Origin of the sequence: Vibrio sinaloensis (assembly GCF_000808535.1) — a bacterium.
Lineage (GTDB): Bacteria > Pseudomonadota > Gammaproteobacteria > Enterobacterales > Vibrionaceae > Vibrio > Vibrio sinaloensis_D.
In genome coordinates, this window is the sequence record NZ_JWLV01000034.1 from 25,531 (window position 1) to 43,163 (window position 17,633).

General features: G+C 46.9%; 17 protein-coding genes. 10 read left to right on the forward strand and 7 right to left on the reverse strand.

Annotated features, from left to right (window positions below):
• Window positions 1-8 precede the first annotated feature (8 nt).
• The 5 genes from RJ47_RS14745 to RJ47_RS14765 all read left to right on the forward strand — a co-directional run bounded on the left by RJ47_RS14745 (window position 9) and on the right by RJ47_RS14765 (window position 5,413).
• Window positions 9-1,409 carry a TolC family protein gene (locus tag RJ47_RS14745; RefSeq protein ID WP_038192107.1) on the forward strand — a complete coding sequence of 467 codons (1,401 nt, stop codon included), beginning with the start codon at window positions 9-11 and terminating at the stop codon, window positions 1,407-1,409.
• 9 nt (window positions 1,410-1,418) lie between these two features.
• The gene (locus tag RJ47_RS14750; RefSeq protein ID WP_039484750.1) at window positions 1,419-2,396 is read left to right on the forward strand and encodes an HlyD family secretion protein; all 978 of its coding nucleotides are present in this window, start codon (window positions 1,419-1,421) and stop codon (window positions 2,394-2,396) included.
• 10 nt (window positions 2,397-2,406) lie between these two features.
• Complete coding sequence (locus tag RJ47_RS14755) at window positions 2,407-3,576, forward strand: ABC transporter permease (protein WP_039484753.1); 1,170 nt, start codon at window positions 2,407-2,409, stop codon at window positions 3,574-3,576.
• Entirely contained in the window at window positions 3,573-4,700 is a 1,128-nt protein-coding gene (locus tag RJ47_RS14760) for an ABC transporter permease (protein WP_039484756.1), read from the forward strand. The genes RJ47_RS14755 and RJ47_RS14760 overlap by 4 nt, the downstream gene beginning before the upstream one ends.
• An 80-nt stretch (window positions 4,701-4,780) precedes the next feature.
• Window positions 4,781-5,413 (forward strand): MarC family protein, encoded by a 633-nt coding sequence (locus RJ47_RS14765; RefSeq protein ID WP_039484759.1) that lies wholly within the window; start codon window positions 4,781-4,783, stop codon window positions 5,411-5,413.
• 62 nt (window positions 5,414-5,475) lie between these two features.
• Here the strand turns inward: RJ47_RS14765 and RJ47_RS14770 are convergent, their stop codons facing one another.
• Both RJ47_RS14770 and RJ47_RS14775 read right to left on the reverse strand, forming a co-directional pair.
• Window positions 5,476-8,190, reverse strand: a complete 2,715-nt coding sequence (locus RJ47_RS14770; protein ID WP_039484762.1) for an EAL domain-containing protein — start codon at window positions 8,188-8,190, stop codon at window positions 5,476-5,478.
• A 127-nt stretch (window positions 8,191-8,317) separates the two neighbouring features.
• Window positions 8,318-8,755, reverse strand: coding sequence for a DUF3859 domain-containing protein (locus tag RJ47_RS14775; RefSeq protein ID WP_039484764.1), 438 nt, complete (start codon window positions 8,753-8,755; stop codon window positions 8,318-8,320).
• A 179-nt stretch (window positions 8,756-8,934) separates the two neighbouring features.
• Here RJ47_RS14775 and metA point away from each other — a divergent pair, with 179 nt between their 5' ends.
• Complete coding sequence (gene metA / locus RJ47_RS14780) at window positions 8,935-9,876, forward strand: homoserine O-acetyltransferase MetA (protein WP_039484766.1); 942 nt, start codon at window positions 8,935-8,937, stop codon at window positions 9,874-9,876.
• Between the two features lie 164 nt (window positions 9,877-10,040).
• A complete protein-coding gene (gene pilW, locus RJ47_RS14785) occupies window positions 10,041-10,751 on the forward strand; it encodes a type IV pilus biogenesis/stability protein PilW (RefSeq protein ID WP_038138197.1) in 711 nt (236 codons plus the stop codon).
• 213 nt (window positions 10,752-10,964) lie between these two features.
• On the opposite strand, the gene rlmF is transcribed toward pilW, so the two are convergent.
• The gene (gene rlmF / locus RJ47_RS14795; protein WP_039484769.1) at window positions 10,965-11,990 is read right to left on the reverse strand and encodes a 23S rRNA (adenine(1618)-N(6))-methyltransferase RlmF; all 1,026 of its coding nucleotides are present in this window, start codon (window positions 11,988-11,990) and stop codon (window positions 10,965-10,967) included.
• Between the two features lie 5 nt (window positions 11,991-11,995).
• Window positions 11,996-12,499, reverse strand: coding sequence for a M48 family metallopeptidase (locus RJ47_RS14800; RefSeq protein ID WP_005470726.1), 504 nt, complete (start codon window positions 12,497-12,499; stop codon window positions 11,996-11,998).
• Window positions 12,500-12,628: 129 nt separating this feature from the next.
• On the opposite strand from RJ47_RS14800, the gene RJ47_RS14805 reads away from it, so the two are divergent.
• Entirely contained in the window at window positions 12,629-12,859 is a 231-nt protein-coding gene (locus RJ47_RS14805; RefSeq protein ID WP_038138206.1) for a glutaredoxin family protein, read from the forward strand.
• 30 nt (window positions 12,860-12,889) lie between these two features.
• Here RJ47_RS14805 and RJ47_RS14810 read toward each other — a convergent pair whose 3' ends face one another.
• The 3 genes from RJ47_RS14810 to RJ47_RS14820 form a co-directional block, all read right to left on the reverse strand.
• Window positions 12,890-13,249, reverse strand: a complete 360-nt coding sequence (locus RJ47_RS14810; protein ID WP_039484772.1) for a hypothetical protein — start codon at window positions 13,247-13,249, stop codon at window positions 12,890-12,892.
• Between the two features lie 15 nt (window positions 13,250-13,264).
• Window positions 13,265-14,719, reverse strand: coding sequence for a molybdate ABC transporter ATP-binding protein ModF (modF, locus tag RJ47_RS14815; protein WP_039484774.1), 1,455 nt, complete (start codon window positions 14,717-14,719; stop codon window positions 13,265-13,267).
• A gap of 107 nt (window positions 14,720-14,826) precedes the next feature.
• The gene (locus RJ47_RS14820) at window positions 14,827-15,696 is read right to left on the reverse strand and encodes a LysR family transcriptional regulator (protein WP_039484776.1); all 870 of its coding nucleotides are present in this window, start codon (window positions 15,694-15,696) and stop codon (window positions 14,827-14,829) included.
• A gap of 101 nt (window positions 15,697-15,797) precedes the next feature.
• On the opposite strand from RJ47_RS14820, the gene RJ47_RS14825 reads away from it, so the two are divergent.
• A complete protein-coding gene (locus RJ47_RS14825) occupies window positions 15,798-17,045 on the forward strand; it encodes an MFS transporter (protein WP_039484778.1) in 1,248 nt (415 codons plus the stop codon).
• Complete coding sequence (locus RJ47_RS14830; protein ID WP_039484779.1) at window positions 17,042-17,602, forward strand: DUF1415 domain-containing protein; 561 nt, start codon at window positions 17,042-17,044, stop codon at window positions 17,600-17,602. Before RJ47_RS14825 ends, RJ47_RS14830 begins: the two co-directional genes overlap by 4 nt.
• Window positions 17,603-17,633: the final 31 nt, after the last annotated feature.

Below are 17,633 nucleotides of genomic sequence, written 5' to 3' on the forward strand. Positions count from 1 at the left end.
GATTTACTATGTCGTTGCGTCCGTTAGCGCTCATTATTGGTTGCCTTGGCCTTTCTTATTCTGCGGTCTCGAATGCTGCTGCCATCAGTTTTGAACAAGCATGGCAAGTTTTACAGCAAGAGAACAACTCACTCGCCGCCCAGCGCTCTAACGTGGATCGCTACGAACACCTACAAAACGCAACAGACAGTTTGAATCTTCCTTCTGTGACCCTTGGAGCCAACTATACTCGCCTTGATACCGACGTAACCGTATCAGGTGAACAACTGTTCGAGAGTACAGGTCAACCGCTACCCAACCTAGGGCCTCTAAATCCGCTACTTGCTGGCGTTGGTGGCATCACATCCACCATCACAGAGCGCGATATTTTCAGCTCCTCAATCCGAGCGGTATGGCCGATTTTTACTGGTGGCCGCATTAACGCCGCGCAATCGGCCGCCGAAGGTAAGAAAGAGCAAGCGCAAAGTGAGTTAGCAATGGAAACCCAAGCGCGTTTTGAAGACCTGAGTAAGTACTATTTCTCAGTGTTGCTCGCTCAAGATGTTCTCCACACTCGCCAACTGGTTGAGCAAGGGTTAACCAAGCACCGTGACAACGCATTGAAGCTCGAACAACAAGGTCAGATTGCGCGTGTAGAGCGACTTCAAGCCGAATCTGCGCTGGACAAGGCGATCATCGAACGGAAAAAGGCGCAAAAGTCGTTAGATATCGTCCAAGCGGCATTGACTCAAATCCTCAATCAAACGGCAGCAGTTGAACCCTCAGACTCACTGTTTATTAACACCTCTTTGCCACCGTTAAATGCGTTTGTTGAACGTACCTTAGACACGTATCCCGGATTAGACTTACTTGATGCCAAGCAAAAACAAGCAGACAGCTTGATTAAGGCAGAGAAAGGCAAATACTACCCTGAAGTCTATTTGTACGGTGATTACAGCTTGTATGAGGATGACTCTCTTGCAAGCCAAATGAAACCAGATTGGCTAGTGGGCATCGGCGTCAACATTCCACTGATTGATTCCCACGGCAGAAGTGATCACGTGCAAGCGGCGAAGAGCGCTGTCGCTCAAGTGAAATTCCTCAAAGCTCAGGCCAAACAAGACCTCTCTGTTTTGGTGCAGAAAACCTATTTAGAAGCACAGCAAGCTCAAGAAGAAGTGCAAGGTCTAGAGTCGAGCATTGAGCTAGCGAAAGAAAACCTCAAGCTGCGTGACAAAGCATTCTCGCAAGGATTATCCACCTCAACAGACGTGGTCGACGCACAGCTCTATCTTGCCAGCGTACAAACCCAAAAAGCCGCCGCGAGCTTTAACTACCTACTCTCTCTGTCTAAATTGCTCGCCCTTTCAAATGAGATGAGCGCTTTTGGCCAATATCAACAAACCTCTACCCCAGTTTCAAATTTTTAAGGATCCAAGATGAAAAAAGCAAAACCATTGGTACTGACAGCAGCAGCGTTAGCCCTAGCATCTTGGGTTGGGTACAGCTTTTACCAAGCGTACCAACCAAAACCTGTGCGTTTGCAGGGACAAATCGAGTCTCAGCAGTACAGTATTTCTTCTAAAGTGCCAGGGCGTATTGATCAAGTTCTGGTTCGCAAAGGAGATAAAGTCGAAAAAGGCGACCTAATTTTTACTCTACATAGCCCAGAAATTGCCGCCAAACTTGAGCAAGCTAAAGCGGGTGAAAAAGCCGCTGGTGCCCTCGCACTTGAAGCGGAAAAAGGCGCACGCACCCAACAAATTCAAGCGGCAAAAGATCAATGGCTGAAAGCAAAAGCCGCAGCTGCGTTAATGGAGAAAACCTACCTGCGCGTAAATAACCTCTACAGCGACGGTGTAGTTGCAGAGCAAAAACGTGATGAAGCCAAAACGCAATGGGACGCAGCAAAATACACTGAAAGCGCAGCATTCCAAATGTACCAAATGGCGAAAGAAGGCGTTCGTAGTGAAACCAAAGTCGCAGCAGCAGAAAAAGCGCGCATGGCAGCGGGAGCTGTCGCAGAAGTCGAAGCCTACGCAAAAGATACCGCGATTGAAAGCTGGTTTGATGGCGAAGTGTCACAGGTATTATTGCAAAGTGGTGAGCTCGCCCCACAAGGCTTCCCTGTGGTCACGGTTATCGATAGTGACGATTCATGGGCGGTATTGAACGTGCGTGAAGATTGGCTCAAACACTTTAACAAAGGCGATACTTTCAGAGCCTACCTACCAGCACTCGACAAATCGATTGAGTTCAAAGTGACGCACGTTGCCGTTATGGGTGACTTTGCGACGTGGCGCTCGACCGATGCGTCCCAAGGTTTTGACCTGCGCACCTTCGAAGTAGAAGCTCACCCAGTAGAGCCAGAGCAAGGTCTACGAATGGGCATGAGCCTCGTCGTTGAACTGAATTAAGACCTTCGCCATGACTACGTCTAAGGTTTCACAATTGTCCGTTGTTCTTCGCGACCGATGGCTTTTATCGAGCTTAACTTGGATTCCTATTTTGTTGGCGGTAACCATTTGGGCGATTTTCTCGCAAGGCATTGCGAGGGACTTACCCATTGGCGTTGTTAACTTTGACAACGGGTCGCTCTCTCAAAAGCTCGTTAGGTATTACGATGCCACCTCCGCAATGAAGGTAACACATCATTTTTCCAGTGTTGAAGAGGCGAAACAGGCGCTTACTGTGGGAGATATCTATGGGTATGCGATCATCCCGACTCAGTTTGAGCAAAATACGCTCAAGCAACTTGCCCCACAAGTGAGCGTGTTCTACAACAGCCAGATGATATTAGTGGGTAAACTGATCAACTCCGCGTTTCTTCAAGCTCAAGGTACGTTTAACGCCGAAGTCAGCACGGGGTTTGGTTTGGTCAAGGGCGATACAGCAATGCTCTCCGCGATGGGCAAAGCCGTTCCAGTAAGAACTCAAATTACACCACTGTTTAATAAAAACTCCAACTATGCGCAATTTTTGGTTTCTGCGGTGGTGCCTGCGCTATGGCAAATTGTCATTGTGGTCAGCACCATACTCATTCTCGCCGCCAACCATAGAGATAGAGGCTTGCTCCCTTGGCTTGGTCAGCGCCCTCTTGTTGACTTGGTCTCAACGCTAGCCCCCTACTTTCTTGTCTTTGCGTTACAAGGATTTGCCTTTTTATGTTGGTTCTATTTAGGCTTTAAGTGGCCAATGCACGGCAGTTTGGTGGTTCTGGTAATTGCGCAAGCGTTTACCATTGTCGCGTGTATGATCATGGGCAGCGCGTTTTTCTTTTTGACCCTCGACCCTGCGCGAGCCATGAGCTTTGCTGGGGCGTTCACCGCGCCAAGCTTTGCATTTATGGGCATCACCTTTCCGGTCAGCGACATGAGTTCACTTGCTCAGTTTTGGCGAGGGCTGTTACCAATCAGTCACTATATTGAGGTGCAAGTTAGCCAAGTAAGTTATGGGCAGGCTTGGGTAGCGTCATCGCAACATCTCATTCCGATGTTGGGGTATGGCGCTGTGATTTTGCTCTGCGTAGCATTAATCCAAAAACACTTGGCTACCGAGCTACAACGTCAGGCAATGAATAATAAGGAGCATGCGTGAAACTTCCCCTACTTTTCAAAGCAGAGCTCAAAGCCTTGTTCCAAAACCCTGTTGTGCTGCTGACGGTATTCGGCGGCGTGATTTTCTACTCATTCCTCTATCCGCTACCCTACAGCCACCAAACTCCGAGGGAACAAAAGATAAGCGTCGTTAATCTCGACATGAGCCAAACCAGCTTCAAGCTTGAACGCATGGTAGACGCAACGCCTCAAGTGCAGGTTGTTCGAAGAGATCACACCATTGCCGCAGCCCACCAAGCCTTCTTGAACGGCGAAGTCAGCGGTATTCTCGTCATTCCTGAACACTTCTACAAAGAGCTGCTACTGGGTAAAAGCCCAACCCTTTCTTATGCAGGTGACGCATCTTACTTTTTGGTCTACGGTACGATTGTCGAAGGGCTGGCACAAGCAGGCGGAACGCTAGCTGCGCAGACCAAAGTCGCAAAGTTAGTGCTTGATGGCGAACCGTTGTCGCAGGCAGAGAACCACTACGCTGCCACGAAACTAAACCTTAAGCCGACGTTTAACCCGCGTATGGGTTACGTGGACTATGTGGTACCGGCGGTGTTTGTGTTGATCCTCCAGCAAACGATGGCGATGGCGTCTGGATTGATGATTGGCACCCAAAAGCAAGGTCGTGGTTACTGGAGCCGAGCTTCGGTCGGCAAACTGATGCTTGTTCGAGTCACGGTTCTAACCGTTATTTATTACCTGCTCAGCATGTATTACTTCGGTGCGAGCTTTTCAATGCACGGCGTCAACCAACTTGCCCAAGCAGGCGAATTACTCAGTTTGCTGCTGCCATTTTTACTGGCCTCTTGCGCGATCGGCCTTTGGCTTGGCGCGGTTACACCACGTCGTGAGTTGGTCACCTTAGTAGTATTGATCAGCTCCATGCCGCTCATCTTTAGTGCTGGGTTTATTTGGCCTGTAGAGTCAATCCCGCAGCCCATTGTTTGGGCATCGCAACTGTTTCCGAGTACAGCCGCCATTAAGAGTTTCTTAACGTTAAATCAGATGGGCGGTAACTGGGCAGATATACGATGGGAGTACACCCTTTTATGGCTTCAATCTATTGGCTGGTTTGGAGTGGCTTGGCTTTCGTTACAGAAAGCCAGACGGTAAATTATAGTTAGATAGTAGAGCATGGCTATAAACCATGTTACCGTGCAAACCATCACTCAGTTTTTTAGGATAACGGCGCAATGCATGACATCACTACGACCGCGGTCACCGTTTTTATGGGTTTTTTCGCCATGATGAATCCGATAGCCAATACAGCGGTATTTGTTGGTATGACAGGAGAGCAAACACAAACCGAACGCAGAGCGACGGCCATCAAGGCACTGGTCACCGCGTTTTTCATCGTCTCAGCATTTTGCTTACTGGGTAAAGGGATCTTCGAGTTGTTTGGCATCACGTTACCTGCACTCCGTTTGGCGGGCGGCGTTTTGGTCTTTTTGGTGGGCTATCACATGCTACAAGGCAGCTCATCGAAGCTTCATTCACACTCAGAAAATGAGCAGAATGAACATAAAGACGTCGCAATTTCGCCTCTCGCGCTGCCGATTCTCGCTGGGCCTGGCACCATAGCCACCGCAATGAACTACTCGGCATCTGGCGATATGCTGAGCATTACTGTGACGATTGCTGCCTTTGCCATTTTGTGTGCCATTACTCTTATCTGCTTCCTATTTGGCCCCAAGTTGGTCGATAAATTAGGTGAAAGTGGCATTAGTATCGTCACTCGATTAATGGGGTTAATACTCACCGTGATTGGCATGCAAATGCTGATTCAAGGCGTGCACGATGCCTACCAGCTTTTTCAGCTTCACTGACAAAAAAAAACGCTTCTACAAGAAGCGTTTTTATCTTTATGCGTGTTTGATTGTTACCTAATTCAATCACCCAAAAGCGCTAAAACCTCACCCTCTGGCATAGGTTTATAAAAATAGAATCCTTGGATCTCTTCAATGTTCCAGTTTTTCAGTTTTCTCGCTTGCGATGCGGTTTCTACCCCTTCAGCAACGGTTGTTAAACCCAGTTCTTGCGCCATGTTGGCAATGTTTCTCACCAAGCTTTTTGCTCTATCGTTGCTTTCTACTTGATCAATATAAGACTTATCAAGTTTAACGATATCCAGCGGGAAGCAACACAAGGTTGTGAAAGAAGAGTACCCAGTACCAAAATCATCGAGCGCAAACAAAACCCCCAAAGATTTGATCATCTCCATTCGGTTGATGACTTCTTCTTCAATCCCCATCAGCATACTTTCCGTCACCTCAATCACCAACTGCCCCGGTTGTACGGCGTAGTCCTCGATGACCCGTTGCAAAAACTGAGCAAGATCTTGATGATAAAAATGCGCGGCACTTAGATTAACGTGAATGGTTAATGGTGTTTTACCTTGTTGACGCCTTATTAAATTCACCCGTTGGATAAACTCGCACGATTGCTCCAAGATGCTTTCACCCAGTTCGATAATGTGATGATGACGCTCAGCCAAAGGAATGAAAACACCGGGTGACACAAACCCATGCGCACTATGTTGCCAACGGGCCAAAGCTTCAAAACCTACAATGTCTCCCGTTTTACTCTCAACAATCGGTTGGTAGTTTGCGTGAATCTCTTGAGACTCAATCGCGCCCTTCAAATCTCTAAGAATGGCGGCGGAGGCTTGAGCAATATTAAACGTTTGTTCACCAACATAAATGGGGTCACCGTTATGGGCTTTGTTGCCATCCAGTTCGATTGCATGAATAGCGGCGTGGATTAAGGTATCCAATGAGTGATGCGTAATGTCGGGCGCAATCATGGCGATCTGACACTGCAAATCCATGGTGACATCTTGGATCTGCAACTTGCGAGATAAAGCCTCTTTAAAACGAATCGCGCCGCGTTTCGCTTTATGACAATCTTTTCGTTCTTCAATTAACACTAAAAACTCGTGCGAGCTTATTCGACCAACAGGAAACGCTCCCAGTTGAGAACCAAATAGGTTTGCAATGGCCTCTAACGACTCGTCATAGACTTGGTGTCCGTACACTTCTGAAGCATGCATTAGGCTTGGGATCGTCACATAGAAAAAGCTAAATTGGTTTGGAGCAACCTCAACAAAGTTTCTCGCCTTCTCCATGATCGCCTTACGGTTCCACAGCCCTGAGAGGTTATCCCTTTCTACCAAATTTTCGATGAGTTTCGCTTGTTGCTTGTTCTCGCGAACATCCCTTATTGAGAGCATCACTGCATCGCTGCCTTGGTACTGAATCGAGCGCACTTCGATATGACAATCAATTTTGTCGCCATTTTTAGTGAGCATTTGCGCCTCAAACTGAGTCTGCCCCTGATGGTACATGCGATACATACGGTCGATCTGACATTCAGGTTGATCGCTGTCTGGGCACAACAAATCCAGCGGTTGGTGAACGACTTCTTCATGTTGATAGTCAAGCAGCAGCAATGCGGTATGATTGATGTCGACAATCTCCCGCTCTCTCACCAAAACCATAGCAATGGTTTGGCTTTGATACAGGGCATCAAATTTTTGTTGGGTATCTTGAAGCTGCTCTTGAGCACTGGACGTATTACTCGCTAGGGTTTTGACCAATTTAATCAAGCGATCGAGTTCATCCTTGTTTGGCTGGTTTAACCCTTCCAGTTGATAGGATGAAAACAGCTCATCAATGTCTTTCTCGAGATCGGAAAAGCGAACGGCAACTCGGCGCCGAAACATCAAAAACGTTGCCAATGAGATAACCACAGCAACAATCGCGACAGCCACAAACAAATAGCTAAAAAGCACACTGCCCTTTAAATAGTGAACGCGCTCAACCACCGTCGTGAGGTGTGCGACAGGTTCGCCTGACATCCCCGCGAGATCGACAGTCTGAATTAAGGTTCGCCGCGTTTTCTCGATCTCTGGAACCAATGAACCTTGATGGGAGTCAGAAACGTACTCAATCTTATTATCAGCAATCAAGATCGAATTGTAGTTGCCGGGAAAACGTGCCGTTAAGTTCTGGCCCCAGATAAGCCAGCCAGAGGATGCAGATGTGCCATCACTGTTTCTTACTGGGGACAGAGTGATGATCCATACTTGGTCATCAACGGTGAGCAAGCCACTAAAACTTTCTCGAAATGAATCCAGTACCTTGTTCATCCTGGAAATGTGCTCCAAGACTGCAGGCTCAGACATGATTTTGGCTGGTAAGGTGACGGGTTCGCTGTCCCCGTCACGACGCTCGATAGAATCGACAACTTGCCCTTGCAGATCAGTAAAAATCATCAGGTCTAAACTCAGCGCGTCAAGGGACTCTTGGACAAGGTTTCTTTCCCGATAGTCACTTAAGCTCGCACCTAACAGCAATTCATGCGTCTCGTCCCAGTATGCCCAATCATAAGAGCGGACCTCTAGCTCTTGAACCATGGTCGTGATTAAGCTTTGCGCCTGTGCACTGGCGCGATTAGATTCCATAGTTTCTAAGCTGTCTAAGCTGAGCAAAAAAAAGTATCGGGTAATGTAGAGACAGCTGAGGGTGATGCCAAGAAGACCAAAGATAAAGTAGAGGGCGGTTTTGGTTTCCAGCTTAAGGTTAAACAAGCGCAATCGATTCATATGATTTTGTTATAATTTTACAAGTCATTATCAATATTATAGAAATAACCGCCCGCTCGACTTGATATGCGTCTAATTTAATTGATAGAGATGTGAAACAGATTCACTTAATGCCAAAAGTCGGCATTTAAAATCCTCGCTTGCGCCAAAATTCGCCTTCATCTTTTGCAAACACCTCAAACGTTTTACTTGCAATGACTTCACCTTTTAAGCAAATACTCATCGCCCACTTACCGATATTAGAGTCGTAGCCATCAATTGGGTCCAACAGCTGGATGGTATCACCAAGGTAAAAGTCCCAATCATTACTGCCAATGTGAAGCTCCCCAGTAAAGGGCTCCAAAACCTGCCCCTTTTTGCCTTTTACCCCTGGGTGGTCGATACAGTACTCAATCACTGCACCCTTGGCTTTTTTGATATTGACGATAAAGCCAAACTCTATCTCCTCTTGCGCGGGTACCTTGGTCGTAAACTCTTGTATTTTCGGAAGGTGTTTAGATTTTGAGTCCCAATCTTGATAGATGCCGTACGACGTGATTTCTACGATGGGTGAACGCTTTGCCATGATTGACTCCGGTTATGGTGACAGTTCTTCTGAATATCAGATGTCGCTTTTTGCTGCTGAAACGAGTGTCCAAGCGGCAAGTGTATTAGAAATTGGCACACATTTGCTATCGACATCTCATTCTGATTGCGCTAAGTTTGGATGTATAGACGTCCATAATCATGCTTAGGGAGTAAGCTGTGCCAATTAAGATCCCCGATCAATTACCTGCATCTGACGTGTTGCGACAGGAAAACATTTTCATTATGCCAGAGTCTCGCGCTTCGACTCAGGAAATCCGTCCGCTAAAGGTTCTGATCCTCAATCTTATGCCGAAGAAAATCGAGACGGAAACCCAGTTCTTACGTCTACTGTCGAACAGTCCGCTTCAAGTAGACATTGAGCTGCTGCGTATTGACAACCGCCCAAGCAAAAACACCCCGACTGAACACCTCGATAACTTCTATCGCCAGTTTGAAATGGTCAAAGAGCGCAATTTCGACGGACTCATTATCACAGGTGCACCTCTTGGCTTGGTTCAGTTTGAAGACGTGATCTATTGGGACCATTTGAAGACCATCATGCAATGGGCTAAAGAGCATGTCACTTCAACCTTATACGTCTGTTGGGCGGCGCAAGCGGGTCTCAAATTGTTATATGATCTGCCCAAACGAACACGCAAAGAGAAGCTCTCTGGGGTTTATCACCATCAAATTCACCATCCTTACCACCCTATTTTGCGAGGGTTTGATGACAGTTTCTTAGCACCTCATTCTCGCTACGCCGATTTCTCCGCAGAGTATTTAGAGGAACATACCGATCTCGATATCCTCGCAACATCCGATATCGCAGGTGTTTACCTGGCCGCCACCAAAGATAAGCGAAACGTGTTTGTAACTGGTCACCCTGAATATGATTCCCTCACTTTACATCACGAGTACATTCGCGACCTTGGTGAAGGCATGGAGCCCGCAATTCCAGTTAACTACTACCCGAACAACAATCCAGACAATAAACCTATCGCCAGTTGGCGAAGCCACGGGCATCTGCTGTTTGCCAACTGGTTAAACTACTGCGTTTACCAACAAACGCCGTACGATCTTGATCACTTTAGCGAAGCTAACTTTACCAAAGATGACTAAGGCAAGATGGAAGGGTTCGTTTGAACCCTTTCTTCCTTTCATCGGCATATATGCAACTTAGACAATCAATAGTGCCGGGTCTGTCGCATAGTGAATCTGAGCCCATCAAACTCTTTCGCGCTTTACGTTATACATGCTGTTAAACCCTTAAAAAGACACAGCTTATGCGTTCACTTTCTTTCATTCTTAGCTTAATGCTCGCTGGTTGCGTTACCGTTGACGCCACCAATCAGTCTGACCCCTCCTTCAACCCGACCGAACGTGCTGAAGCCCGTATCGCACTGGGTATTGGTTATCTTGAACAAGGAAACATGGTAAAAGCGCGCGAAAACCTAGAGAAAGCACTCGATCACTCGCCCAATTACTATCGCGCCCAACTTTCAATGGCACACTATTTTGAAAAAGTAGGCGAAACCCAATCTGCCGAGAAAATGTACAAAACGGCGCTCAAGCAACATCCAAGAAACGGAAACGTGCTGAATAACTTTGGTACCTTTCTTTGTAAACAAGGTGACTACAGCAGCGCCGACAAATACTTTAATGCTGCCATCGATCAACCTTATTACTATTTGATTTCTGGTAGTTACGAAAACGCCGCGATGTGCGCCTTAAAAGCAGGAAACAACGAACAAGCCAAATACTACTTTACTCGCACACTCGATCATGACCCATATCGCGCGAGCTCAATTTTGCACCTTGCTAAGCTAGAGATTGAGGATGGAGAATATACTCAGGCTCGCATCCGATTGATGAAGTTCCACCAATCTTATGGACTGCAAAAGCCGTCGCTCAAATTACTGATCAATCTTGAAGAGCAGGCAGGAAACCCCTCATTGCAACAGCAATATCAGGCCAAATTGGATAAAATGGGCTAACGGGGTTTACGTTTTGTATGATGGGTTTGGCGCCGTTTTCTAACTCGACTTGCGCGTTGTATTTTTTGATATTCGTTGTAAAGAATGTAGACAAAGCCAATCAGACCGAGTAGAAACAGCATGGCAAAAAGCCATAGAAAACTGGTGCAGATCCACGCGGGCTCACAGGGCATATAAATTTCAAATTCCATATGCCCTCCTCACGTTAACTGACTATTGAAACCAAGCTTTGCGCTCAGCGTCCGTTTTAAAAGTCCAAGCCATAAAGCGACTTATCTTCTGCCCTTGGCTCATCTCGACAATCCTAACTTCGCTCGCCCCAGCCTTTTCAAGGTTTTTTCGCATCCAACGAACGTTCTCTTTTTTGGAAATCAGCGTTGAAAACCACAGCACTTGATCCGCGAACTCTTTGCTCTCAAACGCCATGTTCTTGATAAAGGCCGCTTCACCACCTGGGCACCATAGCTCCGCTTTTTGGCCTCCAAAGTTAAGTATAGGAGAAGGCTTAGATTGAGCGCGATTTACGGCTTGGCCGCGCTTGGACTTATTGGCCGACAGGTTGTTGATTTTCCTTTCTGTCCCCTGCTGAGCCTCTTGCAATGACTTATGAAAAGGCGGATTACACGTTGTCACGTGATAACGCTCGCCAGGCTTAATGATTCCTTTGAAAAAGTGACGGCTCTCTTTTTGTAACCGACACTCTATCCGATCATTTAGCACGCGATTGCGCTTGGCGATGTTGTTGGCATTCTCAACGGAAACCGGATCGACGTCTGAGCCCACATAATGCCAGCCGTATTGCGTTACCCCAACAATAGGATAAATGCAGTTTGCACCCACACCAATGTCTAAGGCGTTAATTTGCTGCTGTGGAGCATCGCCAGAATCGGTACTTAATAACTCAGCAAGTCGGTGAACATAGTCAGCACGTCCGGGAATGGGTGGGCATAGATAGCCTTGAGGAATGTCCCACGACGTGACGTTGTAATGGTGAGCAAGCAGCGCTTTGTTGAGAAGAGTTACCGCTACCGGATCCGAGAACGCAATACTCTGCTCCCCTTTTGGCGTTTTGATGACGTATTTCTTAAGCTCTGGCAATGCGGCAATAAGCTTGGTGAAATCATAACGACCATGATGCAGGTTGTTTTTGTGCAACCCGGCTTTGCCTTTCACCTTGACTACTTTCATGTTTGACGCTTTTTCATTGTTGCGTGCAGGCTTACTTTTTGGCTTTGTCATACCGATTACTTTTGCTTTGATGTTTCTTGGTAAATCATAAATAGACGCGCATCGAGTTCCAGCTGATGGTAATCCGGCTCCATATGGCAACAAAGCTGATAAAACGCTTTGTTGTGCTCTTTCTCTTTTAGGTGAGCCAACTCGTGAACCACCAGCATACGCAGTAAGGGTTCGGGGGCGTTTTTAAATACACTCGCAATACGAATCTCGTTCTTCGACTTAATTTTTCCTCCATGCACTTTTGCAACGTAAGTGTGTAAACCCAATGCATTGTTGATCAAGTGGATCTTGCTGTCGTAAATCACCTTACTCAATGGAGACGTTTTCTTCATATAACGATTTTTAATCGCCATCGTATAGTCAAATAGCGCCTTTTCACTTTTGATGTCGTGATTGTTTGGGTAACGCTTTTCAAACCAAGCATTGAAGCGCCCAGATTCAAGCATCTGATTTACGGGGTCAAGAATGTGCTGAGGGTAGCCTTGGATGTAACGAATTAAAGGGTTCATAATCAACAATAACAGGTAGTGCGCTGGTGTAGGTCGAACAACAAAGGGGCGACAGTCTACCTTATTCACCCTTGCCATTCACGGCCTTTTCGTTAAACTCAGCGCCAGAAATAATCGTAGGAACAGACCATGAAACGACTTGTACTGTATGTAAAAGATAAATGCCCACACTGCAAAGATGCGCAGCGCTACTTAGATTCCAAGGGTTATAAGTACAGGTTAACCAACGCAAAAATGCAGCGCGGCCGCAAAGAGCTAGACGCTATTGGTGCGCGCTCACTGCCTGTGTTAAAGATTGGTGACCGCTATATGATTGGCTGGAATCCAGGTAATTTCGAACGAATGTACAACAGCAAATAACGAGTAAAAGAGTGGCTTGAGCCACTCTTTTTAGTTTATGAGCTGGGCGATAACGCAATAAACGAGAGCTGGTGCCCCTGACACAAGCAGTTTAAGGCAAGTGATACTGTTGGCATCTAGACGCTTCGTCGAGTTATCGCTCCCTTTTTCCTCTTCAGAACTTTCTGCCTCTTCACTCGGTTCTTGCTTAGTGTTTAGCGCGGCAACCGTGCCCGGCGGGTACATGTAAAGCAGCGCCGCACTGCCCCATAGCAGCATTAACACGAAAAACGCGTAATCCGAGGCGTATTTAATGCCGAAAAAGTGGGTGCTTGACTCAAGGGCAAACACCACGGAGAAGGCGACGATATTGCCAATGATGGCAAACTTAATGGTACTTCTTAAATCCATACGTACTTTTTTGAGTTAGTTGGTCGTCAACTCCGCTTGATAACAGTTGAGTTCTGGGGAGAAGACAAACTCGAGTTCATTTCTAATGCTGGCAAGCTTATCCTTTTGATAGTGAGAAACATAGAGCAGCTGGCTCAAATTTTCTTTTGCGATCAGCTCTAGCGTGTTTTTCACCAACCGACGCCCTAAGTAGTCCAAACCTTGATACGGCTCATCCAAAATTAATAGCGCCGGCTGCTTCACAATGGCTCTTGCAATCAACAGTAACCGCTGCTGACCATATTCTAACGCTTTGACTGAGGTCTGCGCGTAGTCACTCATATGCAAAATTTCGAGCCATTCCTGTGCCAACTGCACTTCTTTTTTGCTCGGCTGCTGATAAAGACCGATCGAGTCATAAAAACCCGATAAAATCACGTCCAAAGCACTGCAACTGACTCGGTACTGCAAATGAAGTGCAGACGAGACCATGCCAATATTCTTTTTAATTTCCCAAATCGATTCGCCACTGCCACGCTGTTTACCAAAAATCTGAATATCGTTGGAATAGCACTGTGGATGGTCACCAAAAATCAAACCAAGCAAGGTGCTTTTTCCGCACCCATTTGGGCCTTTAACTTGCCAATGCTGTCCGTTGTCAATCCGCCAGTTCAATCCTGTAAAAATGGTTTTATCGGCGTATGCCACCTGCCCATTAGTGATTTCGAATACGGGATTGGCAAACACAGCATTGTGCTGATGGCGTCTAATCAGTGCGAGCATCTCTTCGCTTTGCTGCTTAGATTGCGCTTTGATTTGGCTAATCACGGGGTGAGATTCCCACTCATCTCGTCCCATTATGCTTTCGAGCTTACCATGATTAAACAACGCGACTTGATCAATCCAGCTCGGTATGTCTTCTTCGCGGTTAAACGTCACTATCATCTGAATCTGACGAGCAAGTTCCGCCAAGTAGTTCGCTAAAGACGCGCGGTGCTCAATATCCAGCCCAGTAAACGGATTATCCAATACGATCAAGTCAGGCTTGGTTGCTAGCGCTCTTGCTAGCATAACGCGGCGAGTTTCCCCCGTAGACAAAACGCGAAAGCCACTCTCTTTCAAATGGTACAAATCGAGATCATGGAGTAACTTCTCCGTTAACACGCTGTCATCACATTGCTCATAAATCAGGGTAAAGACGTTGGTTCCCTTATCGATCTTATCGAGAAAGTCGGTCTCGTCTTTTGCTATTTCTTCTTCCAATAAACGCTGTTGCTCCACCAGTGAAACTTGAGCAATTGATCCCGCGGTCTTGACCAAGCTTTCAGCGTCGACATCAAACTCGCCGCACAAAAGGCAGCCTAACGCAGAGCCGATGTCCCCTTCGGTGCTAAATACCCCCCAAGACTCACTCGGCTGGATTTGCCAGTGTTCGATTGAAAGATGGCTCGTTTTTGTCTCGAGCTCTAGATTGTTAAACGCAATCTGCATTATTGGATATCCTTTCCTTCACTTCCTGATGTAGAACGTTACTTGATGATTTGAATGGATGCGATAGCGATTCTTGAAAGTGTGAAGCGCAAGACCGAGCCGCGAAGTTAAGCGTACTGCTTCACAAAATCGATAAAGGTGCGATCCGCGATTGAAAGGTAGCCATCTTTTCGCCATGCCAGCGCGAGGCTAAGCTTTACGGGCTCATCAAATGGAATGCCGACCACTGAAGGTTCATGTTCAGTGACCAATTTAAGTAATGCGGTAATCGCAAACTCGTGCTGAACAATACTGAGGATCATGGGTAACAAGTTCGTTTCGAAAGAAAAGCGCATTTCCGTTCTATGTTGGGCCGCTTTCTTCTCGATGTACTCTCGGTGAAAGTAACCGGGTTTAAACATGATCAGCTCGTGCTGGAAAAATTGCTCAAATGAGAGACTTTTTTGCCCCGCGAGCTCATGCTCTTTACCCACAACGGCGACCATTTCCGTATCAAATAGGTGATCCACCTCGAGATCGTCTGGGACGTGGTCGTTGTTAATCACCCCAATATCGAGCTCTCCATCAAGAAGCATTTGTCGAATCGATTCGGTTCCGGCATCCACCAAGGTTAATTTTAGGTTGGGATAGCGCAGCTTAAATGCCATCAAGACTTGAGGAAAAAAATACGAGCCCATCATGCTTGGCGCCCCTAACCTAACTTCCCCTTTCTCGAGGCCTTTTAGCTCATCAATCGCCAACTGTGCATCGTCTATTTGCTGCTGAACTCGCTTGGCGTGCTCAAGCAAGACTTTACCTTCATCGGTTAACATGACTTGGCGATCTTCGCGCCGAAACAAATCCACGCCCAACTGCTGTTCAAACTTCTTGATAGAGATGCTCAACGCAGGTTGAGCAATGTGTAGCGCTTTCGCCGCCAACGTAAAATGTTGATGCTCTGCGACGGCCAGAAAGTGCTTAAGCTGCTTCGATTCCATGATATTAAAAATATATTGAGATGATATTTTTAATATATTTTATCAATTCTCATCTCACTGATACTTTGATCACATTAATTACTCTGTCGCAGCCTAAAACCATGATCCAAATCGGCACCAAGCAATATCACCATGTCACCTGGGGCTTAGCACTGGCGTCATTTCTGATTTTTTGTAATCTGTACCTCTTTCAGCCCATGCTGCCCTTTATGGCTCAGCACTTTTCCGTCAGCGAAACTCAGATCAACTGGGTGTTCGCCGCATCAACGCTGGCGCTGTCAATTTGTTTGGTGCCTTGGGCTGTGGCATCGGAGTCCTTTGGCCGCCGTCGTATCATGTTGATCGGCCTTATTGCGATTCCTTTCATCAACGTCGCCATGCTTGTCAGTGAATCAATGATTGCCATTGTTGCCCTTCGAGCGTTACTTGGCGTCGCACTCGCGGCTTTTGCGTCGGTAGCGGTTGCCTACATGGTGGAAGAGTTATCAGAAACCGCCTTTGCTCGCGCAATTGGTACTTACATTGCTGCAAACTCTTTAGGTGGAATTTTCGGTCGTATTGCAGGAGGCATGCTCACCGAGCACCTTGGTTGGCAATATGCCGTGCTCGCAATTGCCCTCTTTACTTTCGCAGGCGCGCTACTTGTGATTCGCTTACTGCCTTCACAACGTAATTTTACTCCGCAGCGCGGCATGCTTCGTTATCACAATAAAGCGCTGATTAAGCATGTACAAAACCCAACATTGTGGCTGGCTATGTTGATTGGCGGTATTAACTTTGCCTTGTTTGTTAACCTCTACTCCGTGATGGGATTTAGGCTGGTTGCCGCGCCGCATAATTTGCCGATTGGTTTGGCATCCTTGATCTTTCTTTGCTATCTGGCGGGAACGCTTAGCTCGAAGCTGACCTCAACCTGGAGCAAACGCTACTCACCCATCTCAGGCATCATCGCTGGCTCGATAATCAGTCTTTTGGGCATGTGCATTGCCTATATCGATTCATTGTGGGCCATGATATTGGGCTTAATGTGCATCAGCTTTGGCGCTTTTTTCACTCATACTTTGGCTTATTCATGGGTCAGCCGAAAAGCGACGCAGGCTAAAGCGACGGCAACTGCGTTGTACTTAGTTCACTACTATATCGGTGGCAGTCTGGGCGGTTTCTTTCTTATCTACTGTTGGCAACACGCAGGTTGGTATGGGGTTATGCAAGGCGGAAGCGCACTCTATCTCGGCCTATTTTTCTTGAGCTATCGCCTCGCCATGCACGACAAACGCTTATCGCAAGACAAGCCGCAAGGAGGGAAATCTGCTATTCTAGCGGCAAATTCAAACTTGGAAGCAAAATGATAACAACACGCTCTAACAACGAAATTGCTCAGCAAGTCGAACAATGGCTCAACGACGTCGTGATCGGGCTCAATTTGTGCCCGTTCGCCGCAAAGCCACAGCGCAATAAGCAGATTAAGATCTTTGTCAGCGAAGCAAACACAGAAGAAACTCTGCTTGAAGATATCTTGGCTCAACTGCTTGAACTAGACGCAACGCCGGCCGAAGAGCTTGAAACTACGCTGGTTGTGGCGCCAAATATGTTGGCCGATTTTTATGACTACAACTTGTTTATTGATTGGGTCGAAGCGCTTATTAAACAGCAAGATTGGGAAGGCATTTTCCAGTTGGCCACCTTCCACCCTGACTATTGTTTCGGTGGAACTGAGCCTGAAGACGCAGAAAACTTAACCAACCGCTCTCCTTATCCCGTGTTTCACTTGATTCGCGAAGAGAGCATGGAAAAAGTCCTCAAACACTATCCCAACCCTGAAGCGATTCCTGACACTAACATCGCCCGTGTCGAATCCCTCACGCCAGAAGAGCGTAAAAAACTGTTCCCGTATTTATTCAGTTAACACGGTCTGAACAACCCAAAAAAAAGCGCCA

What these genes read in the sequence shown, in the direction of transcription:
- pilW (WP_038138197.1), top strand. Translation starts at nt 10,041, where the DNA reads ATGCGTTCACTTTCTTTCATTCTTAGCTTAATGCTCGCTGGTTGCGTT.
- RJ47_RS14750 (WP_039484750.1), top strand. Translation starts at nt 1,419, where the DNA reads ATGAAAAAAGCAAAACCATTGGTACTGACAGCAGCAGCGTTAGCCCTA.
- RJ47_RS14810 (WP_039484772.1), bottom strand. Translation starts at nt 13,249, where the DNA reads ATGGATTTAAGAAGTACCATTAAGTTTGCCATCATTGGCAATATCGTC.
- modF (WP_039484774.1), bottom strand. Translation starts at nt 14,719, where the DNA reads ATGCAGATTGCGTTTAACAATCTAGAGCTCGAGACAAAAACGAGCCAT.
- rlmF (WP_039484769.1), bottom strand. Translation starts at nt 11,990, where the DNA reads ATGACAAAGCCAAAAAGTAAGCCTGCACGCAACAATGAAAAAGCGTCA.
- RJ47_RS14800 (WP_005470726.1), bottom strand. Translation starts at nt 12,499, where the DNA reads ATGAACCCTTTAATTCGTTACATCCAAGGCTACCCTCAGCACATTCTT.
- RJ47_RS14775 (WP_039484764.1), bottom strand. Translation starts at nt 8,755, where the DNA reads ATGGCAAAGCGTTCACCCATCGTAGAAATCACGTCGTACGGCATCTAT.
- RJ47_RS14745 (WP_038192107.1), top strand. Translation starts at nt 9, where the DNA reads ATGTCGTTGCGTCCGTTAGCGCTCATTATTGGTTGCCTTGGCCTTTCT.
- RJ47_RS14770 (WP_039484762.1), bottom strand. Translation starts at nt 8,190, where the DNA reads ATGAATCGATTGCGCTTGTTTAACCTTAAGCTGGAAACCAAAACCGCC.
- RJ47_RS14805 (WP_038138206.1), top strand. Translation starts at nt 12,629, where the DNA reads ATGAAACGACTTGTACTGTATGTAAAAGATAAATGCCCACACTGCAAA.
- RJ47_RS14825 (WP_039484778.1), top strand. Translation starts at nt 15,798, where the DNA reads ATGATCCAAATCGGCACCAAGCAATATCACCATGTCACCTGGGGCTTA.
- RJ47_RS14765 (WP_039484759.1), top strand. Translation starts at nt 4,781, where the DNA reads ATGCATGACATCACTACGACCGCGGTCACCGTTTTTATGGGTTTTTTC.
- RJ47_RS14830 (WP_039484779.1), top strand. Translation starts at nt 17,042, where the DNA reads ATGATAACAACACGCTCTAACAACGAAATTGCTCAGCAAGTCGAACAA.
- RJ47_RS14755 (WP_039484753.1), top strand. Translation starts at nt 2,407, where the DNA reads ATGACTACGTCTAAGGTTTCACAATTGTCCGTTGTTCTTCGCGACCGA.
- RJ47_RS14820 (WP_039484776.1), bottom strand. Translation starts at nt 15,696, where the DNA reads ATGGAATCGAAGCAGCTTAAGCACTTTCTGGCCGTCGCAGAGCATCAA.